At 72.2% G+C, this 22,882-nt stretch carries 25 protein-coding genes; 13 read left to right on the top strand and 12 right to left on the bottom strand.

Annotation, left to right across the window (positions count from 1 at the left end; translation table 11 throughout):
• Nucleotides 1-44 precede the first annotated feature (44 nt).
• Complete coding sequence (gene dhaL, locus ACFYYF_RS11460; RefSeq protein ID WP_388773889.1) at nt 45-644, top strand: dihydroxyacetone kinase subunit DhaL; 600 nt, start codon at nt 45-47, stop codon at nt 642-644.
• Nucleotides 637-1,053: a PTS fructose transporter subunit IIA gene (locus tag ACFYYF_RS11455; RefSeq protein WP_365487056.1), complete on the top strand. Its 417-nt coding sequence runs from the start codon at nt 637-639 to the stop codon at nt 1,051-1,053. Before dhaL ends, ACFYYF_RS11455 begins: the two co-directional genes overlap by 8 nt.
• A gap of 25 nt (nt 1,054-1,078) precedes the next feature.
• Here the strand turns inward: ACFYYF_RS11455 and ACFYYF_RS11450 are convergent, their stop codons facing one another.
• Entirely contained in the window at nt 1,079-1,744 is a 666-nt protein-coding gene (locus ACFYYF_RS11450) for a helix-turn-helix domain-containing protein (RefSeq protein WP_361687950.1), read from the bottom strand.
• A 190-nt stretch (nt 1,745-1,934) separates the two neighbouring features.
• Between ACFYYF_RS11450 and ACFYYF_RS11445 the strand changes: the two genes are divergently transcribed.
• On the top strand, nt 1,935-2,699 hold the full coding sequence (locus ACFYYF_RS11445; protein ID WP_388773884.1) for an SDR family NAD(P)-dependent oxidoreductase: 765 nt from the start codon (nt 1,935-1,937) through the stop codon (nt 2,697-2,699).
• 18 nt (nt 2,700-2,717) lie between these two features.
• On the opposite strand, the gene ACFYYF_RS11440 is transcribed toward ACFYYF_RS11445, so the two are convergent.
• A complete protein-coding gene (locus ACFYYF_RS11440) occupies nt 2,718-3,428 on the bottom strand; it encodes a glycoside hydrolase family 75 protein (RefSeq protein WP_388773881.1) in 711 nt (236 codons plus the stop codon).
• 365 nt (nt 3,429-3,793) lie between these two features.
• Here ACFYYF_RS11440 and ACFYYF_RS11435 point away from each other — a divergent pair, with 365 nt between their 5' ends.
• Together ACFYYF_RS11435 and ACFYYF_RS11430 are read left to right on the top strand one after the other, a co-directional pair.
• Nucleotides 3,794-4,777 carry a fibronectin type III domain-containing protein gene (locus ACFYYF_RS11435; protein WP_388773879.1) on the top strand — a complete coding sequence of 328 codons (984 nt, stop codon included), beginning with the start codon at nt 3,794-3,796 and terminating at the stop codon, nt 4,775-4,777.
• A 383-nt stretch (nt 4,778-5,160) separates the two neighbouring features.
• Nucleotides 5,161-5,724, top strand: coding sequence for a hypothetical protein (locus tag ACFYYF_RS11430; protein WP_365487046.1), 564 nt, complete (start codon nt 5,161-5,163; stop codon nt 5,722-5,724).
• Nucleotides 5,725-5,810: 86 nt separating this feature from the next.
• Here ACFYYF_RS11430 and ACFYYF_RS11425 read toward each other — a convergent pair whose 3' ends face one another.
• The 5 genes from ACFYYF_RS11425 to ACFYYF_RS11405 form a co-directional block, all read right to left on the bottom strand.
• Nucleotides 5,811-6,356 carry a PadR family transcriptional regulator gene (locus tag ACFYYF_RS11425; protein ID WP_388773876.1) on the bottom strand — a complete coding sequence of 182 codons (546 nt, stop codon included), beginning with the start codon at nt 6,354-6,356 and terminating at the stop codon, nt 5,811-5,813.
• A 171-nt stretch (nt 6,357-6,527) separates the two neighbouring features.
• Nucleotides 6,528-6,977: a spore-associated protein gene (locus tag ACFYYF_RS11420; RefSeq protein WP_361687932.1), complete on the bottom strand. Its 450-nt coding sequence runs from the start codon at nt 6,975-6,977 to the stop codon at nt 6,528-6,530.
• Between the two features lie 93 nt (nt 6,978-7,070).
• Nucleotides 7,071-9,086: an FAD-dependent oxidoreductase gene (locus ACFYYF_RS11415; RefSeq protein WP_388773874.1), complete on the bottom strand. Its 2,016-nt coding sequence runs from the start codon at nt 9,084-9,086 to the stop codon at nt 7,071-7,073.
• Nucleotides 9,087-9,220: 134 nt separating this feature from the next.
• Complete coding sequence (locus ACFYYF_RS11410) at nt 9,221-10,024, bottom strand: alpha/beta fold hydrolase (RefSeq protein ID WP_388773872.1); 804 nt, start codon at nt 10,022-10,024, stop codon at nt 9,221-9,223.
• Nucleotides 10,025-10,135: 111 nt separating this feature from the next.
• Nucleotides 10,136-10,930 (bottom strand): putative protein N(5)-glutamine methyltransferase, encoded by a 795-nt coding sequence (locus tag ACFYYF_RS11405; RefSeq protein WP_388773870.1) that lies wholly within the window; start codon nt 10,928-10,930, stop codon nt 10,136-10,138.
• 409 nt (nt 10,931-11,339) lie between these two features.
• On the opposite strand from ACFYYF_RS11405, the gene ACFYYF_RS11400 reads away from it, so the two are divergent.
• On the top strand, nt 11,340-11,765 hold the full coding sequence (locus tag ACFYYF_RS11400) for a MarR family winged helix-turn-helix transcriptional regulator (RefSeq protein WP_388774369.1): 426 nt from the start codon (nt 11,340-11,342) through the stop codon (nt 11,763-11,765).
• 20 nt (nt 11,766-11,785) lie between these two features.
• On the opposite strand, the gene ACFYYF_RS11395 is transcribed toward ACFYYF_RS11400, so the two are convergent.
• The gene (locus ACFYYF_RS11395) at nt 11,786-12,556 is read right to left on the bottom strand and encodes a GNAT family N-acetyltransferase (protein WP_388774367.1); all 771 of its coding nucleotides are present in this window, start codon (nt 12,554-12,556) and stop codon (nt 11,786-11,788) included.
• A gap of 353 nt (nt 12,557-12,909) precedes the next feature.
• Between ACFYYF_RS11395 and ACFYYF_RS11390 the strand changes: the two genes are divergently transcribed.
• The 5 genes from ACFYYF_RS11390 (at nt 12,910) to ACFYYF_RS11370 (ending at nt 16,563) form a co-directional block, all read left to right on the top strand.
• Nucleotides 12,910-13,515: a sulfite oxidase-like oxidoreductase gene (locus ACFYYF_RS11390; RefSeq protein WP_388773867.1), complete on the top strand. Its 606-nt coding sequence runs from the start codon at nt 12,910-12,912 to the stop codon at nt 13,513-13,515.
• On the top strand, nt 13,508-14,269 hold the full coding sequence (locus ACFYYF_RS11385) for a ferredoxin reductase (protein WP_388773865.1): 762 nt from the start codon (nt 13,508-13,510) through the stop codon (nt 14,267-14,269). Before ACFYYF_RS11390 ends, ACFYYF_RS11385 begins: the two co-directional genes overlap by 8 nt.
• Before the next feature lie 175 nt (nt 14,270-14,444).
• Complete coding sequence (locus ACFYYF_RS11380; protein WP_388773862.1) at nt 14,445-15,410, top strand: acetylxylan esterase; 966 nt, start codon at nt 14,445-14,447, stop codon at nt 15,408-15,410.
• 8 nt (nt 15,411-15,418) lie between these two features.
• Nucleotides 15,419-15,820, top strand: coding sequence for a nuclear transport factor 2 family protein (locus ACFYYF_RS11375; RefSeq protein ID WP_388773860.1), 402 nt, complete (start codon nt 15,419-15,421; stop codon nt 15,818-15,820).
• Between the two features lie 404 nt (nt 15,821-16,224).
• On the top strand, nt 16,225-16,563 hold the full coding sequence (locus ACFYYF_RS11370; protein WP_361688121.1) for a beta/gamma crystallin domain-containing protein: 339 nt from the start codon (nt 16,225-16,227) through the stop codon (nt 16,561-16,563).
• A 273-nt stretch (nt 16,564-16,836) separates the two neighbouring features.
• On the opposite strand, the gene ACFYYF_RS11365 is transcribed toward ACFYYF_RS11370, so the two are convergent.
• Together ACFYYF_RS11365 and ACFYYF_RS11360 are read right to left on the bottom strand one after the other, a co-directional pair.
• Entirely contained in the window at nt 16,837-17,535 is a 699-nt protein-coding gene (locus tag ACFYYF_RS11365; protein ID WP_388773857.1) for a hypothetical protein, read from the bottom strand.
• Between the two features lie 88 nt (nt 17,536-17,623).
• Entirely contained in the window at nt 17,624-18,550 is a 927-nt protein-coding gene (locus ACFYYF_RS11360; RefSeq protein WP_388773854.1) for an oxidoreductase, read from the bottom strand.
• A gap of 511 nt (nt 18,551-19,061) precedes the next feature.
• Between ACFYYF_RS11360 and ACFYYF_RS11355 the strand changes: the two genes are divergently transcribed.
• Entirely contained in the window at nt 19,062-19,787 is a 726-nt protein-coding gene (locus ACFYYF_RS11355; RefSeq protein WP_361687899.1) for a GntR family transcriptional regulator, read from the top strand.
• Nucleotides 19,788-19,809: 22 nt separating this feature from the next.
• Here ACFYYF_RS11355 and ACFYYF_RS11350 read toward each other — a convergent pair whose 3' ends face one another.
• Nucleotides 19,810-20,865: a methyltransferase domain-containing protein gene (locus ACFYYF_RS11350; protein ID WP_388773851.1), complete on the bottom strand. Its 1,056-nt coding sequence runs from the start codon at nt 20,863-20,865 to the stop codon at nt 19,810-19,812.
• A 128-nt stretch (nt 20,866-20,993) separates the two neighbouring features.
• Here ACFYYF_RS11350 and ACFYYF_RS11345 point away from each other — a divergent pair, with 128 nt between their 5' ends.
• On the top strand, nt 20,994-22,613 hold the full coding sequence (locus ACFYYF_RS11345) for an alpha-amylase family glycosyl hydrolase (RefSeq protein WP_388773848.1): 1,620 nt from the start codon (nt 20,994-20,996) through the stop codon (nt 22,611-22,613).
• Here the strand turns inward: ACFYYF_RS11345 and ACFYYF_RS11340 are convergent.
• A complete protein-coding gene (locus ACFYYF_RS11340; protein WP_388773845.1) occupies nt 22,596-22,796 on the bottom strand; it encodes a hypothetical protein in 201 nt (66 codons plus the stop codon). The two genes, ACFYYF_RS11345 and ACFYYF_RS11340, sit on opposite strands and share 18 nt — an antisense overlap.
• Nucleotides 22,797-22,882 lie beyond the last annotated feature (86 nt).

Here is a 22,882-nt window from a genome sequence, read left to right as displayed (position 1 = left end):
TGACCGGTGGCCAGGTCAAGTTCCGTACGACGCAAGGAGATTCCGTGCTCGACGCCGATTTCTTCCGCCGTTGGATGGCGGTGACCGCAGCCTCGGTGGACCGTGAGGCGGACCGGCTCACCGAGCTGGACTCCCCCATCGGCGACGCCGACCACGGCAGCAATCTGCAGCGCGGATTCGCCGCCGTGACCGCCACGCTGGAGAAGGAGTCCCCGGACACCCCCGGTGCCGTCCTCGCGCTCGCCGGGAGGCAGTTGATCTCGACGGTCGGCGGCGCGTCGGGACCGCTCTACGGCACTTTGCTGCGCCGGACCGGCAAGGCGCTCGGCGACGCCGCCGAGGTCACCGACGAACAGTTCGCGGACGCGCTGCGCACGGGCGTCGACGCGGTCCGGGCGCTGGGCGGAGCCGCGCCCGGCGACAAGACCATGATCGACGCGTTGGTACCCGCGGTCGACGCGCTCGCCGAGTCGTTCGCCGCGGCGAGGTCCGCCGCGGAGGAGGGCGCCGTGGCGACCACGCCTCTGCAGGCCCGCAAGGGCCGGGCGAGCTATCTGGGCGAGCGCAGCATCGGACACCAGGATCCGGGCGCCACGTCCTCGGCACTGCTGATCGCGGCACTCGTGGAGGCGGCCGGTGAGTGACATCGAGGAACCACGGGTCGGCATAGTGCTGGTCTCGCACAGCGCCGCGGTCGCCGCGTCCGTCGCCGAACTGGCCACGGGCCTGGCCGGTGGCGGCACGGTCGCTCCGGTCGCGCCGGCGGGCGGCACCCTGGACGGGGGGCTCGGCACCAGCGCCGACGTCATCGCCGCCGCCGCGGCCTCCGTGGACCGCGGGGCCGGGGTCGCGGTGCTCACCGATCTGGGCAGTGCCGTGCTCACGGTCAAGGCGTTGCTCGCCGAGGGCGACGAACTCCCGGACGGCACACGGCTGGTGGACGCCCCCTTCGTCGAGGGGGCGGTGGCCGCCGTCGTCACGGCCTCGGCGGGCGCCGACCTCGCGGCGGTGGAGGCGGCCGCGGCGGAGGCGTACACCTACCGGAAGGTGTGAGGACCGGGCGGGGCGAAGGCCCGTCTCAGGTGATTCCGTTCGCCGCGAAGGTCAGGGCCGAACGGATGGTCGCCGCCAGTTCCGCGCGGGCCGTCGCGGGGTCGGGATCCTCTTCGTCGGTGCGCCACGCGTAGTGCTCGACTGCGGCGCGCAGTGCGGCGTTGAGCATCGCGGCCTGGATCTGCGAGCGCAGATCGACGGCGTCGAGACCGGCGCGGTCGGCGAGTGCGCGGGCGAACACGGGCTCGGCCTCGTCGTGCGCCTGGAGCCAGACGGCGCGGAGTCCCGGTTCGGTACGCGTGAGCCTGAGCAGCGTACGGACCCTCGGCGGCTCCGGCTTCGCCATCAGCACCTCGCCGTTCGTGGACGCCCGCTCCAGGGCGTCCTCCAGGGGAACGCCCGCCGGCCAGGCCCGCAGCGCCGCGGCGATCGCGTCGATCCCGGCCGCGAACAGCGGGCTCACGCAGCTCTCCTTGCCCGGGAAGTAGCGCCACAGGGTTCGCGTGGACAGGCCGACGGCCTGGGCGATCTGGTCCCCGGTGGTGGCGGCGACGCCCTGGTCCACGAACAGTTCGACGGCGGCGCGGGCGATCTCCAGCCGGATCTCGGCCTTGCGCTCGTCGGTGAGCGGCGGCCGCCCGGTACGGCCGCGGCCTCTGCCGGGGTGTTCGCCGATCGCGCCGTCCGGCACCACTCGTGACTCCTCGGTTCTGGTTTCCGTCCGCGGATGCCGCCCGGGACCGCGGCTGCGGCGAGTCTAGCGATCTCCGATCCCTTCCCGGACGATCCCTTCCGGGACTTTCTGTCATTCAGCGACAATAAGTCGTACTGTTGCGGCGCGGGACGTCACCCGCACTCGTACGCACCTCTGGGAGAACGTCATGAGCACCACGGGACCGGACGGCCGCAGCGTCATCGTCACCGGCGCCGGATCGGGCATCGGCCGCGCCACCGCCCTCGCCTTCGCGGCCGGGGGCGCGCGGGTGGTCGTGGCCGATCTCAACGCCGAGGGCGCCGCGGCCGTCGTCGCCGAGATCGAGGCGGCGGGCGGCAGCGCCGTGGCCGTGACGGGCGACCTCGGCGAGCAGGCGGTCGTCGACCGGGTGACCGCGACCGCGGTGGAGCGGTTCGGCGGGGTGGACGTGCTGGTGAACAACGCCGGGATCATGGACCGCATGTCGGCGGTGGCCGAGGTCAGCGACGCGGAGTGGGAGCGGGTGATCCGGGTCAACCTCACGGCCCCCTTCCTGCTCACCCGGGCCGTCCTGCCGCACATGCTCGCCGCCGGCAAGGGGGTCGTGGTGAACACCGCGTCGGAGGCGGGCCTGCGCGGCAGCGCCGCCGGAGCCGCGTACACCGCGTCGAAGCACGGCGTCGTGGGACTCACCAAGTCCCTCGCCGTGATGTACCGGGACAAGGGCATCCGCGCGAACGCCATCGCCCCGGGCGGCACCAGCACCGGCATCACCGTGGACATCGAGCCGGGCGCCCACGGTCCGGCAGCCCTCGGCGCGTACATGGGCAACGTCGGCCGGCTCGCCGAGGCCGAGGAGCAGGCTTCGGCGATCGTGTTCCTCGCCTCGGACGCGGCGAGCAACATCAACGGTGTGATCCTGCCCGTCGACAACGGGTGGGCGGCCGTCTGACGGCGGACGGCCCTCGGTTCAGCCGTCGCCCAGGAGCGCCCGGGCCAGCCTCTCCCCCGTCGCCACCGCGGCGGCGTGGTCCTGGATGGGTGACACCCGGGCGTTCTTGAACACGAGGTACGTGACCCCGGACGGCGTGCCTCCGCCGCGGGGGTCGGGACGGATCCCGAGTCCCGCGGCCGTCGCGTACGACGCCTCGCCGATGATGTCCTGCGGGCCGGTGTCACCGACGACGGCGTACTGGACGCGGTCCCGGTAGATCACGACCGCCACCGAGCCGGGTCCGATGCCGTGCTCCCGGAAGTTCCAGATGTCGCTCGGCGCCGGTACGACGATGTAGGGCAGGGTCTCGGCACTCAGATATCGGCCGTCGGACTGCGTGAAGGCCGTGGACTCGGAGAACAGCGGGTCGGTGCGGCTGTTGCACAGGGGGCCCGCCCTGCCGTCGCAGTCGATGTCCATGTCGGCCGTCCAGTGGACCGCGCCCGGAATGCCGCAGACCGGAATCTCGGCACGGGTGCCGTCGTCGCTGCGGTATCTCCCGTGCGAGACGGGGTCGCAGCCTTGGAGTTTCGCCAGCAGGTCGGCGGCCTGGACGGAGCCCTCCCGCGCGGGTGCGGCAGCGCTTCCGGGGCTGCCCGTGGTGGAGGACCTGGACAGCACCACCGGGGCCGTGGCGAGCAGGGCGGCCGCGGCGGCCGCGGCCAGCGTCAGCGACTGGACACGCACGATGGGAGACCCTCTCCTGGGGGACGTGGACGCTCATTTGCCCAAATCTGGTGGGCCTTTGACAGCGCGTCCACCGGGAGGGGGCCGGACGGTGCACGGCCGCGTACGCGGGCGCCGCACGGCCGAGGGCCCGAGCCGAACCCGGCTCCGGCCGCTCGGCCGCACGCGTCGGCGCGGGATCAGCGACGACAGCGTTCCGCGCCGAGGGCAGGAACTCCCCTGAAAATGGGGCGAGTTCACACCGCGTCGGGGATCAGCATACGTACCCCCGCGACGCTCCGGTCAACGACGTCCGCCCTCTTGATGTGGCCGCGTCACCCGTGTCTTATAGGTACAGACCAATCCCGTCGAGGGAGGGCAGACCCGTGCGACGCGTTCCCCCCACCGTCCGGCGCACCCTGGCATGCGCGGCGCTGCTCGCGCTCACCTCCTGCGGATGGGGCGCCCCCGCGTCCGGCCGGGGCGAACGGGTGCCCGCGGCGGCGACGGGCGTGACCGCCGCCGCGGGCAGCTCGACCAGCGTGCACGTCATGTGGAACCTGGCCACCGAGGACCCGGGGATCACCCGCTACGAGGTGTATCGCGGCACCACCAAGGTCAAGGAGGTGCCGGGTTCGGAGCACATGGTGGACGTCACGCGACTCGAACCGTCCACCTCGTACGTCTTCAGGGTCCGCGCCCGGAACGCGGACGGGGTTCCGGGGCCGCTGAGCCGGCCCGTGCGGGCCACCACTCCGGCGGCGGCCGCGGCAGACCGCACCGCGCCTACCCGCCCCGGCGGCCCGAAGGGAAGGGCCCTCGGCGGCCGGGCGGTCCAGCTCTCCTGGACGGCGGCGTCCGACGCGCGGGGCGTGGCCTCGTACGACATCTATCAGGGCTCGTCGAAGATCCACAGTGTCGGGGGCGCGCAGACGGCCGCCGTCGTCACGGGGCTGCGGCCGGGCACGGACTACGTGTTCACCGTGCGGGCCCGTGACACCGCGGACAACGTCTCGTCGCCGAGCGGCCCCGTGAGGATCAGTACGGCGCCGGGGGCTGCGGACGACCGGAGCACGGCACCGGCCGGCTTCCGGGCCACGACCCACCGGAGCGACGGGGCGTACTACATCGACCTGGCGTGGACCGCGCCCGAGGTCGACGGGGTGATCACGGAGTACCGGATCCAGCTCGACGGGCGTGCGGTGACCTCGCTGGTCTGGGGCGGCAGCCCGCCCGAGGGCACGTGCACCCACAGCTTCTACGTCGGCCGGGAGGCGAACGTGACGCACCGGGTCCGGCTCCGGGCGAAGCTGCCCGACGGCACCTGGGGCGCGCTGTCACCGGAGCGCTCCGTGACGACCGGCGGCTGACCACCGGGCCCTGGGGCGGTCACCGCTGAGCCCCGCCCGCCCGGCGCCACCCGGCACGCCTCGTGCCACGCCCGCGAAGTCCCACCCGCCCGGCGAAGCCCGGGCCCAGCTCCGGCCTGGCTCCGGCCCGACTCCGGCCCGGCCCGGCGCGCCCTGACGCAGCCCCCGCACGCGCACGCCACGGCGCCACGCGCTCCCGCCGCGAACGGGCCGTCATCGGCGTCGGCAGTCCGCCGGACGATGGAATCCGTCACCTGCCCGGTCCCCGTCCGCATGCGGGCCCCGGCCAGGGCGCATTGGCTCGCACTGAGGCGCACGGGCCTTTCCAATCCTCGGCGGCGCATGGGATGTACCGCCAACCGTGCCGCTGGAGGGCAGTTCCTATGCGTACCACTCAGAGACTTCTCCGCTCCGGCCTGACCGTGGCCGCCACCGCTGCGCTTCCGCTCACCCTCGCCGCCCCGGCGGCCGTCGCATGGGGTTCCGGGATCTCCGTGAGCACCAGCGGCACCTCGGTCTCGGTCACCACCAGCGCCTGCCCGAGCAACGGGAGCAGCTTCGGCAACGCCTCGCTGCTCTCCAGCGGGCAGACGAACTTCGCTCAAGGCCGCCAGATGCCGCTCACCGGGACGAGCAGCAACCAGTCGGCGGCCTGGACGGGCGTGAGCCCCGGGACGTTCACGGTCATCGTCGTCTGCCAGGACGGCACGACGGCGGGCACCCAGGCGATCGTCGTCGCGGCCGGCTCGACCCCCTCGGCCTCCGCGACGCCCACGATCTCGACGACGGTCTCCCCGTCGCCGTCGCGTGGTGTCATGGGCGGGCTCGGCGGAGCCGTGAAGGACTACGGCACGGCGACCGTCATCGGCGGCGGCGCGCTCGTCGTGGCCGGCACGGTGGCGGCGGGATGGTTCCTGCGCCGCCGTTCCAAGCCCCACCGGCTCTGATCCGGGTCCGTCCCGACGGGCGGCCGTTCCGCCGACTCCGGTCACGGACGGCCGCCTCGCACCGGGTCCGGCCGGGTGTGCGGCGCTCAGTCGCCCGCGCGCATGCTCTCGAACTCGGCCAGGGCGTGGGCGATCCACTGGGTCCAGAAGGTCTCCAGGTCGATGCCGGCGCGCAGGACGAGGTGGCGCAGCCGGTCCTCCGGCGTGCTCTTCTCCGGTGGGAAGTCCCGGTCCTGGATCTCCTCGTACTCGGCCAACTGGCGCTGGTGCAGGGCGAGATGGCGGCGCAGGTCGGTCTCCAGGCCCTCGGTTCCGACGACGGCCGCGGCACGCAGGCGCAGCAGCATCGTGTCGCGCAGCGGCTTCGGGTCCTGCGAGGCGGCGGTCCAGCGGGCGAGTTCGGCGCGGCCGGCGGGCAGGACCTCGTAGCTCTTCTTCTGACCCCGGCTGTGCTGCTCGGGAGGCAGGGCCCTGATGTATCCCTCGGCCTCCAGTTTTCCCAGCTCGCGATAGATCTGCTGGTGCGTCGCCGACCAGAAGTAGCCGATCGACTTGTCGAACCGCCGGGTCAGTTCGAGGCCGGACGAGGGCTTCTCGAGCAGGGCGGTGAGGATCGCGTGCGGGAGTGACATGAGGTCATCCTAGGGAGCGCCGCGCGTGTCGCCCGATGACCGGTCGCGCTCCCCCGGACGCCCCGACGGGCATGCGCCCCGGCGGAACTCGGTGAGTCCGCCGGGGCGAGCCGGGTCGTGCGTCCCCGGGCGCCCGCCGCGTGGTGCGCGGCGGCCATCCGGATCGGCGGGTCAGCGGGTGAAGGTCACCCGCTGCTCCCTGAAGGCGCCGCAGTTGGAGCCGGACACCTGGGTGTACACGTTCTTGATCTGGCCGCCCCAGTCCACGCAGTGGCCCTTGCCGTACACGTACGTCGGTCCCGCGTACGACGTGTACTGGCCGTAGTCGTCGTCACCCAGACCGGTGTCGGGGATGTAGACCCACGCGGACATCTCCACGGCGGTGCCGGGGCTGTTGCGGATGGTCGTGACGCAGTTCTTGCCGTTCGAGGAGTTGTACGTGAGGTACACGGTGCCCAGGGAGCCGATGGGCGCCGAGTTCACGGTCTTGTAGGCGCTGCCGCAGACCTTCTGCGGCGTGGTGTTGGGTGCGGCCGAGGCGGGCGCCGCCATGGCTGCGGTGGCTCCCACCAGCACCGCGGCGAAGGTGCCTGCCATCAGGGCGGAACGGTTGAATCCCATTATTTCCCCCTTGCGGATCTTTGGAGGCGTTTGCTCCTGCCTGATGTGACCCACGACACGCCGAAACGGTTGTACCTCGCCTCGAAAGTCGCCCTAGAGCGCCGCCGCCAGTTCGGTTCCCTGCTTGATGGCCCGCTTGGCGTCCAGTTCGGCGGCCACGTCGGCGCCGCCGATGAGGTGGACGCCGCGGCCCGTGGCGCGCAGCGCCTCGTACAGGTCGCGACGCGGGTCCTGGCCGGTGCACAGGACGATGGTGTCGACCTCCAGGACCTGGCTGTGCCCGTCGACGGTGACGTGGAGTCCGGCGTCGTCGATCCGGTCGTACTGGACGCCGGGAACCATGGTGACGCCCCGGTGCTTGAGTTCGGTGCGGTGGATCCAGCCGGTGGTCTTGCCGAGTCCGGCGCCGACCTTGGACGCCTTGCGCTGGAGGAGGTGCACGGTGCGCGGCGGGGCGGGGCGTTCGGGGGCACCGAGACCTCCGGGGGCGCGGTAGTCCATGTCGACGCCCCAGTTGCGGAAGTACGTCGCCGGGTCCTCGCTCGCCTTGTCGCCGCTGTCGGTGAGGAACTCGGCGACGTCGAAGCCGATGCCGCCGGCGCCGAGGATGGCGACGCGGTCGCCGACGGGCGCTCCGTCGCGCAGGACGTCGAGGTAGCCGACGACGCTCGGGTGGTCGACGCCCTCGATCTCCGGGATGCGCGGGGTGACGCCCGTGGCGATGACGACCTCGTCGTACGACTCCAGCGTCTCCACGGTGGCCGGGGTGTTCAACCGGAGCTCCACGCCGTGGAGTTCGAGCTGGGTGCGGAAGTAGCGGATGGTCTCGTCGAACTCCTGCTTGCCGGGGACCTTGCGGGCCACGTTGAGCTGGCCGCCGATGTCGTCCGCGGCGTCGAACAGCGTGACGTCGTGGCCGCGTTCGGCGGCGCTGACGGCGCAGGCGAGTCCGGCGGGACCGGCGCCCACGACGGCGACGGTCTTGCGCAGCCGGGTCGGGGCGAGGACGAGTTCCGTCTCGTGGCAGGCCCGCGGGTTGACCAGGCAGGAGGTGATCTTGCCGCTGAAGGTGTGGTCGAGGCAGGCCTGGTTGCACCCGATGCAGGTGTTGATGGCCTCCGGGCGACCGGCCTCGGCCTTGGCGACGAAGTCGGGGTCGGCCAGCATCGGCCGGGCGAGGGAGACCATGTCGGCGTGGCCGTCGGCGAGCAACTGCTCGGCGATCTCCGGGGTGTTGATGCGGTTGGTGGTCACCAGCGGGATCGAGACGGAGCCCATGACCTTCTTGGTCACCCAGGCGTACGCGCCGCGCGGCACCGAGGTCGCGATGGTGGGGATACGGGCCTCGTGCCAGCCGATGCCGGTGTTGATGATCGTCGCTCCGGCGGCCTCGACGGCCCGCGCGAGCGTGACGACCTCGTCGAGCGAGGAGCCGCCGGGCACGAGGTCGAGCATCGACAGACGGTAGATGATGATGAAGTCCTCGCCGACGGCCTCGCGGACGCGGCGGACGATCTCGACGGGGAAGCGCATCCGGTTCTCGTACGAGCCACCCCAGCGGTCCTCGCGCCGGTTGGTCTGCAGGGCGATGAACTCGTTAATGAGGTAGCCCTCGGAGCCCATGATCTCGACGCCGTCGTAGCCGGCCTGCCGGGCGAGCCGGGCGGCGCGGGCGTAGTCGTCGATGGTCTGCTCGACCTCGGTGTCGCTGAGCTCGTTCGGCACGAAGGGGCTGATCGGGGCCTGCAGGGCGCTGGGGGCGACCAGGTCCTTGTGATAGGCGTACCGGCCGAAGTGCAGGATCTGCATCGCGATCTTCCCGCCCTCGCGGTGCACCGCGGCGGTGATCCCGGCGTGCTGCTCGGCCTCGGCCTCCGTGGTCAGCTTGGCGCCGCCCTCGTAGGGCCGGCCGGCGTCATTGGGCGCGATGCCACCGGTGACGATCAGGCCCACGCCGCCACGCGCGCGGGTGGCGTAGAACTCCGCCATGCGCTCGAAGCCGCGCTCGGCCTCCTCCAGGCCCACGTGCATGGAGCCCATGAGTACGCGGTTGGGCAGCGTGGTGAAGCCCAGGTCGAGCGGGTTCAGCAGATGCGGGTAACGGCTCATCGGGCCCCTCCGTGCGCGGTGTCGTACGTCTGTTGTAGACGACCGGCGACACGTTATGCAACTAGTTGCACAATGAGGAGGATCACTCGGCGGAGACCCGTGGGCGCGAGGTCCGGCGCGAGGTCCGGCGCGGTTCAGCCGAGGGCCACCCGGGCCACAAGGGCGGCGACCGCCTCGGGCTGGTCGACCATGACCACGTGGCCGGCGTCGGGGACCGGGACCATCGTCACGTTGGGGCTGGCCTCCAGCCCGGCCCGCTCCTCGTCCTTCAGGCCGATCTCGTCCCGGTCGCCGCGCACGACCCAGGCGGGCACACCCGCGTCACGGAGCCGGGGCACCAGGCTCCCGTACCGGTCCAGGTAGTCGAAGTAGCGGCGGATCATGATCCGGCAGAACGCCGGGTCGTTCCTGGCCAGGTCGGCACCCAGCACCTCGCGGCGGTCCGAGGGGACCATCTGTCCCACGACCCGCGGTGTCGCCTTGACCAGGCCGATCCAGGTCAGCGCCCCGAGGCCCGGCACCCGCCCGAGGCCGTTGGCGATCGCGAGCGCCCTGTCCTCGTCGGACGCCGAGAACGTCGGGGAGAGCAGGACGACGGGTCCGGTGAAATGCCCGCCGGCCGCCATCTCCAGGGCGACGTTGGCACCCATGCTGTGCCCGACCACGACACCGCAGCCGCGCTCCGCGGCCAGGGCGCCGGCCATCGCCGCGTAGTTCTCGATGGAGAGATCGCGCGGCGGCGCGGTGCCCGCGTGCCCCGGAAGGGTCGCGGCCACCAGCCGCACCGGCGCGGAGGCGAGCGACGGCGCGGCCGTCATGTCGTCGTAGAACACGGTGCCGCACATGCCGCCCGGCAGCAGCAGGACCCGGGTGTCCGCGTCGGCGGGCCCGGACTCCTTGATGTCCCACGCGTCGAACTGCTCGGGGATGCTGCTCATGTCCGGGCCCTCCTCTGGCACCTGCGGTCAGCCAGAGTGTGGCGCGCGAGGCGGGAAGAACGGCCGATCAGGGGCCGAACGCGGCATGTCGCCCGCGTCCGGCCCGACCGGTCAGGGCTTCACGCCGATCACCACGTTGGCGTTCCGCTCCTCCGCGACGGCCAGGCGCGCGATCAGTCCCGCGCGGGCGAAGGTCTCGACGGCCGTGGGCGCCTGCCGCTCGCTCGTCTCGACGAGGAGGCAGCCGCCGCGGGCCAGCCAGCGCGGCGCCTCGGCGGCGACCCGGCGCGCGAGGTCGAGTCCGTCCGCACCGCCGTCCAGGGCGACCAGGGGTTCGTGGTCGCGGGCCTCCGACGGCAGCAGCCCGACCTCGTCGGTCGGGACGTAGGGCACGTTGGCGGCCAGGATGCCGACCCGGCCGTGCAGCGTGGCGGGCAGCGCCGCGAACAGGTCCCCTTCGTGGACCTGTCCCGCGAACGGGGCGACGTTGCGGCGGGCGCAGCGCACCGCCGCCGGGTCGATGTCGGCGGCGTGCAGCTCGGGGCCGTCCAGGGACGCGGCCAGCGCGGCTCCGACCGCGCCCGAGCCGCAGCACAGGTCCACCACGAGGGACGCACCGCGCGCGAGCGCGACGGCCTGCTCGACCAGGAACTCCGTACGACGCCGCGGCACGAAGACGCCCGGGTCGAGGCTGATGCGCAGACCGTGGAACTCGGCCCAGCCGAGGACGTGTTCGAGGGGCAGTCCGGCGACGCGCCGGTCCACCATCGCGGCGGCCTCGTCCGGGGTGCGGGCGGCGGAACGGATCAGTTCCGCCTCGTCCTCGGCGAAGACACAGCCGGCGGAGCGGAGCGCGGCGACCATGGGGTCTGCCGCGTCGGGAGCATCAGGAGGGAGAGGAGGCATGAAGCCGAGGGCCTTTCGACGAACCGAAGGGCGCTCCCGCGGCCACCGTCAGACGGCGGCCGTACTGCCCGGAGAAGAGAGCACCCGACCTGACACAGCGGTAATGGGTCTCACCTCCTCGACGGCACGTCGGCCGAGTGGTCCCCCGGCCGGAACGGCCACCCTACAGGAACGATCAGTGGACCGGCGGGGACTTGCGGCCGTCGTACACCGACCGCTCACCCCTGGATTCACGTGCGCCGACCTGCGTACCTCTCGCACCTCGCGCCCCAAGTTGTACTATGCAACAAGGGCAGGTCAGGGAGGTCCCGTCATGGCAGCCGAAGGGTCCGGTGAGCACGCCGTCGCCACGGAGACGCCGGCCGCGGAGGTGACGGCCGATGCCGCGGTGGAGATCATCCAGCGCGAGATGACCGTCTTCGCCCGGCGGGCCCGCGCCTCGGCGGGACGCATGCATCCGGAGCTGTCGCTGGTGTCGTACACCCTCCTCGGGCATCTGGAGGAGGTCGGCGGCTGCCGGGCGACGGACCTCGCGGCGCACTACGCGCTGGACAAGTCCACGGTGAGCCGTCAGGTGACGGCGCTGGAGCGGGCCGGGCTGGTCGAGCGGCGCATGGATCCGGAGGACCACCGTGTCCAGGTGCTGGACCTGACCGCCGCGGGCACCGAGATCCTGTCGCAGGTGACCCACAGCCGCCGGCTGGCGTTCCGCGAGCGGCTGGCGGGCTGGCCCGACGAGGACCTGGCCCGCTTCGCCGCGTATCTGCTGCGATACAACGCCACCTCGATGGCCCGTGACACGGGCCTGGCGGACTCAGGACCGCCGACGGGCTGACCCGGCGCCTTCGCGCGGTGTCATCCCACGCCCGCGGTCCGCTCGTCGCCCAGGTGCCCGGGCACGCGTGCGGCCATGAAGCGGACGTTGCGGCGCAGCCGGAATCCCAGCGATTCGTAGAGGCGGATGGCGCCGGTGTTGCTCGCGGCGGTGTGCAGGAACGGGGTCTCGCCGCGCTCCCGGATGCCGTGGGCGACGGCCAGGATCAGCCGCGTGGCCAGGCCCTCGCCGCGGTGGGCGGGGTCCGTGCAGACCGCGCTGATCTCCGTCCAGCCCGGCGGGTGGAGCCGCTCGCCGGCCATGGCGACCAGGGCGCCGTTCCGGCGGATGCCCAGATACGTGCCGAGTTCGACCGTGCGCGGCTCGAAGGGGCCCGGCTGGGTCCGCTCCACCAGGTCCAGCATGTCCGGCACGTCGGCGTGGCCGAGCCGTACCGCCTCCGCGTCGGGCGCCGCGTCCAGTCCGTCGTCCACGAGCTGGACGCCGTCGAGGCTGAAGACGACCTCCCAGCCGTCCGGGGTCCGGCCGTCGAAACCGGCCAGCGGAGCATCGCCCCCGGGGCCCACCAGGGCCGCCAGATCCGCCCAGTCCGCGGCGCCGGGATCGTCCGGCAGTGCCAGCCACGGCGACACGTCCAGGGGGTAGCGCAGGACGCGTCCGCGGCGTTCGGCGAAGTGCGCGTGGGGCCCGGTGAGGGAGCCGAGCGCGGGGTTGTCGAGAGGGTGACGGCCGGAGGGGTTCCCCTGCGTCTCCGGGCCCTCGAACCGTGTGGAGACGTACGCCTCGGTCATCTGCTCCCTCACTCTTCCTCGCCGCGGCCGGCGGTCACCGGCTGCCGTGACACCGCTCACCGTGCGTGCGTGTACGGGCCACCAAAGTCCACTCCAGGGGCAAGGAAGATCGGGGCGCGGCTATTCCCGGGCCGCGGGAGAGTTCATACGTACGCAATGATCGGCGCCCGGTTCCGGCTCGGAGCACGATCCGCGAGCGCGTACCGTTGAATGGTCAAGCAGCGACGCGCGCCGGGACACCGTCCGCGCCCGCACACCCGCCACGCTCACCCTCGGTCCGCGGGCCGCCGTACCCGGCGACCACGCTCGATCCGCGGTCCGCCGTCCCTCGCGGCCCTGGAGGCACCACTCGTATGAACGTCACGCGAGGCTTCACCGGCCGCCCGCGCGTCCACAACGCCGGACTGCCGCCCGGCCAGTACGACGCCGGAGACGACTGGCCCGTCCTGTCCGCCGAGGTGACCCCGGACCTGGCGCCCGCGGACTGGACCCTGCGGATCGACGGCCTGGTGGCGGAGCCGCGGACGTGGGACTGGGAGCAGGCGCACGCGCTGCCCGCCTCGTCCTACGAGGGCGACATCCACTGCGTGACGAGCTGGTCGAAGTTCGGGGTGCGGTTCGGGGGTGTGTCGCTGGATACGTTCCTGGAGGCCGTACGACCCGACCCGGCCGCCACTCACGCGGTCGCGTACGCGCACACCGGGTACACCGCGAACCTCCCCCTGGCCGACCTCACCGGCGGTCGCGCGTGGATCGTGTGGGAGTACGACGGGCGCCCGCTGCCGGCCGAGCACGGCGGCCCGGCGCGGCTGATCGTGCCGCATCTGTACTTCTGGAAGAGCGCCAAGTGGATCGCGGGCATCCGCGTCCTCGACCACGACGAGCCGGGATTCTGGGAACAGAACGGCTACCACGCCCGCGGCAACCCCTGGGAAGAGCAGCGTTACTCCGGTGACTGAGACCACGACCTTCGTAGCGCCGACACGGTTCGCCGTGCCCGGACGCATCGCGGTGGACACGCAGACGGCCACCACCTGGCAGACCGCGACGCTCACCGGGATCCGCCGCGAGACCCCGCACGCGGCCACGTTCCGGTTCGCCGTGCCCGCGTGGGCGGGACATGTGCCCGGCCAGCACCTGATGCTGCGGCTCACCGCCGACGACGGATATGTGGCGCAGCGCCACTACTCCATCGCGTCCCCTCCCGACGACCCCGGTCACATCGAACTGACCCTGGACCATGTCGACGGCGGTGAGGTCTCCGGCTGGTTCCACACCGTGGCCCGCCCCGGCGACACCGTCGAGGTCCGCGGCCCCAACAGCGGCTTCTTCGCCTGGCCCGGGGACCGGCCCGCCCTCCTCGTCGGCGCCGGCTCCGGTGTCGTCCCGCTGATGTCGATGCTGCGGCACCACCGCGCACGGTCCCTGGACGTGCCACTGCGCCTCCTGGTCTCGGCGCGCAGCCCCGAAGAGCTGATCTACGCACGGGAGTACGGCGACGAGACCACCCCGGTGTTCACTCGCGCGGCCCCGGACGGTGCGCACGTCGGACGTATGACCGCCGCACATGTGGCACCCCTCCTGGCCGAACGGCCCCCCGGCGGATGGGAGGCCTACATCTGCGGTTCCAACGGCTTCGCGGAACACGCCTCACGCCTCCTGGTGGAGGCGGGACAGCCGGTGGACCGGATTCGGATCGAACGGTTCGGCTAGCGGCCTCGCCCGGGGCCCATGGCGCCATCGACGGGTGGGCTCCCGGTGTTCCGACCTGCTGGACGCCGCCTTCCATGCAAGGGAGTTCACCGTTCCCGCATGGCCGTGGCAGCCCCTTCATGGCGGACGTACGGTGTGATCATCCGCGCCCCCGTGTGCCGAAAGGTGGTTTCCGATGGCCCTGTTCGACCTCCCGCTCGACGAACTCCGCACCTACCGCAGCGCGTCCGCCGAGCCCGAGGACTTCGACTCCTTCTGGGCCAAGACCCTTCAGGAGGCGCGCGAGCACGACCTCGCCGCCCGCTTCGAGCCCGTCGAGATCCCGCTGAAGACCGTCACGGTCCACGACGTCACGTTCGCCGGGTTCGGCGGGCATCCGATCAAGGGCTGGCTGACCGTCCCTGCCTGGGCGAACTCCCCGCTGCCGACCGTCGTCGAGTTCATCGGGTACGGCGGCGGGCGCGGGCTCCCGCACACGCATCTGCTGTGGGCCTCGGCCGGGTTCGCGCACTTCGTGATGGACACCCGCGGCCAGGCGAGCGCGTGGGGCGGCGGGGACACCCCGGACCCGGTGGGCAGCGCGCCCGCCTTCCCGGGGTTCATGACGCGAGGGATCGAGGACCCGGAAACCTACTACTACCGGCGGCTGTTCACGGACGCCGTGCGCGCGGTGGAGGCGGCCCGCTCGCATCCGCTGGTGGACGCGGCGCGCGTCGCGGCGCTCGGCGGGAGCCAGGGCGGCGGCATCACCCTCGCGGTCGGCGGTCTGGTGCCCGACCTGGCGGCGATCGCCCCCGACGTGCCGTTCCTGTGCGACTTCCCGCGCGCCATGGTCCTCACGGACCGCGCCCCGTACCGGGAGATCGGCAACTACCTCAAGACCCACCGGGGCCGCACGGAACAGCTGCGGCGCACCCTCTCCTACTTCGACGGGGTGCACTTCGCGGCGCGCGGCCGTGCCCCCGCCCTGTTCTCGGCGGCCCTGGAGGACCAGACCTGCCCGCCGTCGACGGTCTTCGCGGCCTACAACGCCTGGGCGCACGAGGAGAAGGAGATCGAGGTGTACGACTTCAACGACCATGAGGGCGGCGGCCCTTACCAGCAGGCCGCGCAGCTGCGCTGGCTGCCCGGGCGCGTCTGAGGCCCGCGATGGACACGACCACCGCGGCACGACGCTTCGTACGGGTGTGGGAGCGGGCCTGGGCGGCCCATGACGTCGAGGCGATCCTGGAGCTCTACGCGGAAGCGTGCGTCCACCGGTCGATGCCGTTCCGGGAGCCCCACCGCGGCCGGGACGAACTGGCCGCGTACCTCCGCTGGTCCTTCGCCTCCGAGACCACGACCGACGTCCGCTTCTCCGAACCCCTGGTCGGCCAGGACGGCCGCGCGGTCGCGGAGTTCCGCGTCCTCGCGCGGGAGGACGGCAGTCCGACGACCCTCGCGGGCTGCGTCTTCGTCCGCTTCGACGCCGCCGGACTCGCGGTGGACACCCGGGACTACTGGCACAGCACCCCCGGCTCCGAACCCGCGCTCCCCTGGCGGACGGACTAGTACCGCGACGGTTTCCTCGCGCGGGAAGTATCGCCGACGGCGACAGGAAAAGGACGTCGCCGATCCGCATTCCTGTCGACCGGAGACACCTTTCTTCCATCTGACCAAAAAGCCTTGCGGGCTGGCCAAAAGGCCTTGCGGGCGGCCGGAAATCCGGCTTCAACCCCGCTCCAAGTGGCCCCGATCTGGACATTCAGGGGCACATTCCGGTCCGGGAGGTCATAGATCCTTGCCGCATGCATCCGCCTTGCGGGATCTTCATGAGGAAAGCCCGAGAGACAAGACGACGGAAGGATCGCACGGAGGCAGAAAGTCGCCCTTTTGGCAAACCTTCGCGCGTCCGGCCGTGTCGCGCTCTCCCCGTTCAAATGTTGAATGAAGGAGAAGTTGTGATCTCAAGGACGATGCGGGTAGCCCGTTCCGTGGGCGTGGCGGCGGTGGCCACCCTGGCCGTCACGATGGCCATGCCCGCCGGCGACGCGTTCGCCATCGACCACATCGAGTGCCGTGGCGGGGCGGACTACCTGAAGATCTGGTCGCACCTGGACGGGAGGTCCAGCGTGGACTGCTACGCCAACAAGGGCCGGACCAACTTCGGCTCATGGTGGGTCGACCGCATTTCGACAGGCAACAACGATCTCATCTACTACGACGCGAACGGCGACTCGGTGCGCATCAACCGGTGGACCGACATCACTTTCCCGAGCCGTCCTCCGCGGGTCAAGGACATCGAAATCCTCTAGTCGACGATCAGGCGGCTCCCTGGAGCGGACGCACCGAAACGCGCCCCTTCCCGGACACGAATTCATTTCCAGCACAGAACTGAATTCCGCACCGGATCAACCAAATTCCCTGTGGACTATCGATACAGGTCCTGGACTATCGGTACAGGTCGCGCGATTTCGCGCGGCCTGTATCGGCCTGTTCCCGTGACCGTCCGGTGGCATGGTCGCTTGCGCGCGGCGAGAAGAGAGATCTGCGCCGATGCCATGCCGGCCGAAAAAGACACGGTCGTGTCAGAAGAGGCCGGCCCACTGGGCGTCAACGCTCCAGGTGTTCGCTCCCGCCGCGTAGTCGGCGAAGAGCGCGATCACCTCTTCCCGCCGGCTCAGCACGCAGCGGTAGTGGCGTTCCATCGAGCCTTCGCGGTGTTCGACGGCGAAGTCGTCCGTGGCGAGGCCCGCGTTGGGGCCGTGGCCGGCCTGCAGGAAATGGCCGCTGCGCCGCTCCAGGATCAGGAACCAGTTCTCCGCGGACAGTCGGCGTACGGCACGGTCGATCACCTCAGGGTCCGCGTCCTCCACCTTCAGCCCGACGCACGGCCGAAGGCTCAGCCCGCCGGCCCCGCGCTGCGCGGGCGGGCGGTGCAGCACCTGGGCCTGCGGGTCGAGGCAGACCAGACCGTGCCGGCCGGCGAGGTCCACCACCTCGGGCGCCGTGCCGTCGGCCCGGCTCCAGGACATCGGCATGATCACATGCGCGGCGGAGACATCGAGGCCGCCCGTCCAGGGGGACGCCTCCGCGGGTGCGTCGTCATCCGCGGCCGATGGCGCGGGGAATCGGTCGGTCAGTTCCCGGTGGAAGGCGGCCACGGCCTCGTTCGCCACGACTCCGGCACCGGTCAGGTCGCCGTCGCACAGCCGCTCGTACGTGCGCGTGGCGTCGGCGACCGAGACGCGCCCCGACTCGAACCACACCGCAAGGTCAAAACTCACGTCGCCTCCATCCACCGGACACTGGCGCGGCGAGCCTACGGCCGGCCTCTGACAACACCTCCCCGGCAGGGGAGCATCGGGGCACCCGCTACGCCGGCGTCCCGCCTCCGCTCGCCGCCTCGCCACCCGTCGGCGCGTCGAGCAGTTCCAGCTCCTCCGGGGTGAGCCGCAGGGCGCCGGCCGCGATGTTCTCGTCCAGGTGGACCGGATCGGCCGTCCCGGGGATAGCCAGCACGTGCGGCCCGCGGTGGAGGGTCCAGGCGAGCCGTACCTGAGCCGGTGACGCGCCGTGGGCGCGGGCGACTCGGCGGACCCGGTCGTCCCGTTCCTGCCCGGCGGCCGCCTCCCGGCGCAGTCCGGAGACCACGAAGAACGGGACGAAGGCGATGCCGAGTTCGCCGCAGAGATCCACCAGGCCGCTCTCGTCGGCCCCGCGCGCGTCGAGACCGTAGAAGTTCTGCACACAGACGACCGGGGCGATGGCGCGAGCCTCGGCGACGTGCTCGGGACCCACGTTGGACAGGCCCAGGTGCCGGATCAGGCCCGCGTCGCGCAGTTCGGCGAGCGCTCCGAAGTGCTCGGCGACGGAGTGCATGTCACGGCCGTTCCGGCGCAGGTTCACCACGTCGAGACGGTCCCGGCCGAGCTGTCGCAGGTTCTCCTCCACCTGGCCACGAAGTTGGTCGGGGCGGGCCATGGCGGACCACGCGCCGAACGGGTCGCGGCCCGGCCCGACCTTGGTGACGACGACCACGTCGTCCCGGCGGGGCGAGAGCGCGCTGTTGATCAGCTCGTTGGCCGAGCGAAGCGGGGAGAAGTAGAAGGAGGCCGTGTCGATGTGGTCGACGCCCTGGTCGACCGCCCGTCGCAACAGGCCGATCGCGAGGTCGCGGTCGATGGGCGGGCCGTCCGAGTTCCCGGCCATGCCGTTGCCGGTCAGCCGCATCGCTCCGTAGCCGATCCGGTTGACCTCCAGGTCGCCCAGTTTCCAAGTCCCCGCGGCCGCCGCGTTCACTGTGCACCGTCTCCTCTCGTCCAGGGCACGGCCGGACGGTGCGTCTGACCGTCCGGCCGGAGCCTGGAGTATGCGACCGCCCCGGGGTGTGCCGACAGGGGCGCCGGCTGGGCGAATTGTCACATCCGGATCGGGAACGAACCCTCCCCGCCCGGCCGTTGGACCTGCTGACGGACCGTCGGCCCGGGGTCCCGCGTGACCGGCGCCCGGCAGGGGACTTTCGGACACGAGGGACTGGGAGGGGCGCGGGATCTCGCGGACCTGGAATCGGGTGCCGCCGAGGTGTGCGACCGGCCGCGCGGGCCCGCGCACGGGCCTCGGCCCAAGGGAGTGGGCACCCGAGGGCGCCGGGGACGGCGTGCCGCGAGTGCGCCGCGGGGCGACCGGGGGCGCGGGCGGAATCCGGCCTAAGTCCCCGGACACTCCTTGCCAGTGGTTTAGACCAATGCTACATGTGGTGGCGCACCGAGCCCACACGGCTACGTATTGTCACCGCACAGGAGGCGCGGACATGGCCCGCACCACCCATCCGACCGATCACGAACCGCTCTACGCGCGGATCGCCGCACAACTCCTCGGCGAGCTGCGCGACGGGATCATTCCGCCCGGCGAACGGCTGCCGGGAGAACGCGAGTTGGCCACCCGCTTCGGCGTCAGCCGGGAGACCGTTCGACAGGCGCTGCACATGCTGCGGCGCGACGGCCAGGTCTCCACCGACCGGCGCGGCAGCCATGCGACGCTGTCCTGCCCCGGCGCCGAACACGTCCCGTCCCTGGACTTCCCCGTCGGCGCGCACACCGGCGAACCCGAAGGGTGCCGACGGGCCACCGTGACCTGGGAGACTCCCCCACCGGAACACGCGAAGGCCCTCGGACTCGCCCCGCGGCGGGCGACGTTGGTCCATCGCTACGAGTCCGCCGCGACCGACGGAAGCGGACTGCGCTCGGCCGTGACATCGTTTTCCGCCATCGCCGTGACCGAGGTGGAGGAACTCGCCCGCTACCGCGACCGCGCGGACGGCCACGCCTCGGCGCAGCTCTCACGCGCCTACGACTGGATGCGCAAGGCGGGGCTGACGCTGCACCACCGGGACGCGATCACGAGGCTCCCGCAGTCGGTGCGGGTCACCCGGCGCGTGCACGACCAGTACGACCGCCCGCTGGAGATCACCGATCTGACCGTGGACGCCCAGCAGGACGCCCTGGTCTACGAGTTCACGTTGCCGGCGGCCACGTGAGCACCGGGGACGGCGAGAGGCGTCAGGCGCCGCCGCCGGGCGCACCCGGGGTGTCCTCCCGCGTGGCCACGACCATGCGGGCCCGCGGGCTGCCGTCCCGTCGGCGGCCGAACTCGTCCAGCGCGTGAAGTTCCGTCCGGAATCCGGCCCGCGTCAGCTCCCGTTCCACGTCGGCGAGCCGGAACGTGCGGTAGTACATGACGAAGGTCGGACGCCGGACGGCGTTGCGCACCCGCATCACCGTGTCGAAGCCCAGCAGGGTCCAGTACCCGAACGAACCGGGCCGCGGCGGAGCCGTGATGGGGAAGGCGAAGCGTCCGCCGGGGCGCAAGGCGGCATAAACACCGGAGAAGACGCCCGGCAGCTCGTGTGGGAGAAAGTGCCCGAAGGCGCCAAAGCTCACGACGAGGTCGAACGCGGAGCCGAACGGCAGCGCTCGGGCGTCCCCGCGCACGAACGCGACCGACGGCGACGGGTTCGTGCCCACCGGGGATCGGCCCTCGGTCGCCGGAAACGGGCCGTCACCCACAGGGAGCGGGGGTACTCCGGCCGGGGTGGGGGGAGCATCGCCGAGGAACGGGGGATCACCGGCCGGGAATCGGTCCCCGCCCTCCGGTAGCCGGTCCCCACCCGCCGGGGGCCGGTCCCCGCTTGCCGGTGACCGGTCCCCGCCCTCCGGTGGCCACTCCCCGCCCGCCGGCGTCCCGCCCTCACCTTTCGGTGTCCGGCCCTCGACCGCCGGCGAGCGGCCGCCGCTCGCTGGGAGCGGGGAAACACCGGCCCCGAGACGCGAGCGGCCGACCGTCAGCATGCCCGCGCTGATGTCGACGCCGGTGACGCTGTCGCGGCACAGCCCGCGCAGGACCTCCATGCCCGCGCCGGTGCCGCAGCAGAGGTCGAGTCCGGCCCTGAACGGCCCCATCGGCCCCAGGGCGCTCCCCACGGCTTCGAGGATCGTGTCCGGCGTCCGGAACGGTGTGTGGTCGAACTTGGGCGCGAGCAGGTCGTAGCCGTGCTCGATCGATGAGAGAGCCTGCACGGCCAGTTCGCGGAGGGTGGGACCTTGCGGGGTGAACATCCCGCCGAGCTTAGGACCTGTCCGGTCGCGCAAGGGGGAGGATGCCGAAGGCGCCGTGCGGCGGACGGCGGCCGAACGGCGGCCTGTGGGGCAGCGGACGCCCGGTGCCCTGATCTATCGTCCGGGGCATGACCTCGTTCCGCCCCGCCCCCGCCTGGCTGGCCGACGCCGTCTTCTACCAGATCTACCCGCAGTCGTTCGCCGACTCGAACGGCGACGGCATCGGCGACTTCGCCGGAATCACCGAGCGCCTGGACCACCTCGCGTGGCTGGGCGTCAACACCGTATGGCTCAACCCGTGTTTCGCGTCCCCGTTCGGCGACGCCGGGTACGACGTCGCCGACTACCTGCGGGTCGCACCCCGCTACGGAACGTCCGACGACCTCGCCCGCCTCGTCGAGGAGGCGGGCCGCCGCGGCATCCGCGTGCTCCTCGACCTCGTGGCGGGTCACACCTCCGACCGGCACCCCTGGTTCCGGGCCGCGATGGACGATCCGGCCGACGACCGGTACATCTGGGCCCCCGAGGAACAGGCACCCGACGGCTTCGTACCCTCCCCCGGGACGCGCCCGGGGGCGTACCTGCCGAACTTCTTCGCCTTCCAGCCCGCCCTCAACTTCGGTTACGGGCGCGCCCGTCCGGACGAGCCCTGGCGCCTGCCGGTCGACGCGCCGGGTCCGCGCGCCAACCGGGCCGCGCTGCGCACGGTGATGGACCACTGGCTGGGCCTCGGCCTGGCCGGCTTCCGTGTGGACATGGCCGCATCCCTCGTGAAGGACGACCCGGACAAGCGGGAGACGGCCGCGATCTGGACGGAGTTGAGGCACTGGCTGGACCGCGCGCATCCGGAGGCCGTGCTGCTCTCGGAATGGGGCGAACCCGAGGTGTCCGTCCCGGCCGGTTTCCACGCGGACTTCTTCCTCCAGTTCGGCGGCCCCACCGACGGGCTCGCCCTGCGCTCGCTGTGGAGCAACGGCGAGGGCACGGTCAACGAGGCCTGGGACCCGCTCGACTGCTTCTTCGACGCCGAGGGCCGCGGCTCACCGGGCCCGTTCCTGGACGCCTGGCACAAGGCCACCACCGCGGTCGGCGAGAACGGGTTCATCGCGCTGCCGACCGCCAACCACGACTTCTCCCGTCTCAACTGCGGACCCCGAACGGCCGGTCAGCTCCCCGCCGCGTTCGTCTTCCAGCTCACCTGGCCGACGCTGCCGGCGATCTACTACGGCGACGAGATCGGCATGCGCTACGTCCCGGGGCTGCCCGGGAAGGAGGGCAGCGTGCTGGGCCCCCGCTACAACCGCGCGGGCTCCCGCACGCCGATGCAGTGGGACGAGGGCCCCAACGCCGGTTTCTCCACGGCTCCGTCCGACCGGCTGTACCTCCCCCTCGACCCGTCCCCGGACCGCCCGACGGTCTCCGCCCAGCGGGCCGACGACACCTCGCTCCTGCATCTCGTACGACGTCTGGTCTCGCTGCGCACCGGCACGCCGGAGCTGGGGCCGGCCGGCTCGGTCGAGGTGGTGCACGCCGGATACCCGTTCGTGTACGTGCGCGGGGGCCGGTACCTGGTCGTGGTCAACCCGCGCCGGGAACAGGCGAGTTGCTCTGTGGGGTGGGCCTCCGGCGTCCGCTCCCTCGTATCGGACGGGATCGGAGTCGACTCGGGCAGGGTGAGCGCCCGGGGATTCGGCTACGGCGTCTTCGAGCTCACCGGCGACCGGCCCGGGTCAGCCGCCCAGACGTAGCCCGGCGAGCCACACGTCCGGGGTGTTCGGGACCGCAGTCGCGGGTGAGGCCGTCGCCACGCTCGCTCCCTTCAGCCGCGCGCGGCGGGCGAGCAGCAGACCGAGGGCTCCGCCGGCACGGCGGACCGTGGCTCCTTCCGTGCGTACCGGGGTCGACAGGGGCATGGGGGTCTGGGCTGTCATGGGACGGAACCTCCTGGGCGTCGGGACGGCGGTGTTGCCGCTCCCGGCCGGCCACGGCTGCCGGAAGGCGACTTCACCCCACCGAC

The sequence above is a fragment of the Streptomyces sp. NPDC001914 genome (assembly GCF_042891215.1).
In the GTDB taxonomy this organism is placed as follows: Bacteria; Actinomycetota; Actinomycetes; order Streptomycetales; family Streptomycetaceae; genus Streptomyces.
This window is presented reverse-complemented; position numbering and strand designations above follow the sequence as displayed.

Excerpts from the sequence above, each read along its gene's own strand:
- ACFYYF_RS11430 (WP_365487046.1), top strand. The coding sequence starts at position 5,161 with ATGCGTACCACTCAGAGACTTCTCCGCTCCGGCCTGACCGTGGCCGCC.
- ACFYYF_RS11400 (WP_388774369.1), top strand. The coding sequence starts at position 11,340 with ATGACCGTCTTCGCCCGGCGGGCCCGCGCCTCGGCGGGACGCATGCAT.
- ACFYYF_RS11425 (WP_388773876.1), bottom strand. The coding sequence starts at position 6,356 with ATGTCACTCCCGCACGCGATCCTCACCGCCCTGCTCGAGAAGCCCTCG.
- ACFYYF_RS11395 (WP_388774367.1), bottom strand. The coding sequence starts at position 12,556 with ATGACCGAGGCGTACGTCTCCACACGGTTCGAGGGCCCGGAGACGCAG.
- ACFYYF_RS11350 (WP_388773851.1), bottom strand. The coding sequence starts at position 20,865 with ATGTTCACCCCGCAAGGTCCCACCCTCCGCGAACTGGCCGTGCAGGCT.
- ACFYYF_RS11355 (WP_361687899.1), top strand. The coding sequence starts at position 19,062 with ATGGCCCGCACCACCCATCCGACCGATCACGAACCGCTCTACGCGCGG.
- ACFYYF_RS11420 (WP_361687932.1), bottom strand. The coding sequence starts at position 6,977 with ATGGGATTCAACCGTTCCGCCCTGATGGCAGGCACCTTCGCCGCGGTG.
- ACFYYF_RS11410 (WP_388773872.1), bottom strand. The coding sequence starts at position 10,024 with ATGAGCAGCATCCCCGAGCAGTTCGACGCGTGGGACATCAAGGAGTCC.
- ACFYYF_RS11390 (WP_388773867.1), top strand. The coding sequence starts at position 12,910 with ATGAACGTCACGCGAGGCTTCACCGGCCGCCCGCGCGTCCACAACGCC.
- ACFYYF_RS11370 (WP_361688121.1), top strand. The coding sequence starts at position 16,225 with ATGCGGGTAGCCCGTTCCGTGGGCGTGGCGGCGGTGGCCACCCTGGCC.
- ACFYYF_RS11345 (WP_388773848.1), top strand. The coding sequence starts at position 20,994 with ATGACCTCGTTCCGCCCCGCCCCCGCCTGGCTGGCCGACGCCGTCTTC.
- ACFYYF_RS11445 (WP_388773884.1), top strand. The coding sequence starts at position 1,935 with ATGAGCACCACGGGACCGGACGGCCGCAGCGTCATCGTCACCGGCGCC.
- ACFYYF_RS11405 (WP_388773870.1), bottom strand. The coding sequence starts at position 10,930 with ATGCCTCCTCTCCCTCCTGATGCTCCCGACGCGGCAGACCCCATGGTC.
- ACFYYF_RS11380 (WP_388773862.1), top strand. The coding sequence starts at position 14,445 with ATGGCCCTGTTCGACCTCCCGCTCGACGAACTCCGCACCTACCGCAGC.
- ACFYYF_RS11375 (WP_388773860.1), top strand. The coding sequence starts at position 15,419 with ATGGACACGACCACCGCGGCACGACGCTTCGTACGGGTGTGGGAGCGG.
- ACFYYF_RS11340 (WP_388773845.1), bottom strand. The coding sequence starts at position 22,796 with ATGACAGCCCAGACCCCCATGCCCCTGTCGACCCCGGTACGCACGGAA.
- ACFYYF_RS11415 (WP_388773874.1), bottom strand. The coding sequence starts at position 9,086 with ATGAGCCGTTACCCGCATCTGCTGAACCCGCTCGACCTGGGCTTCACC.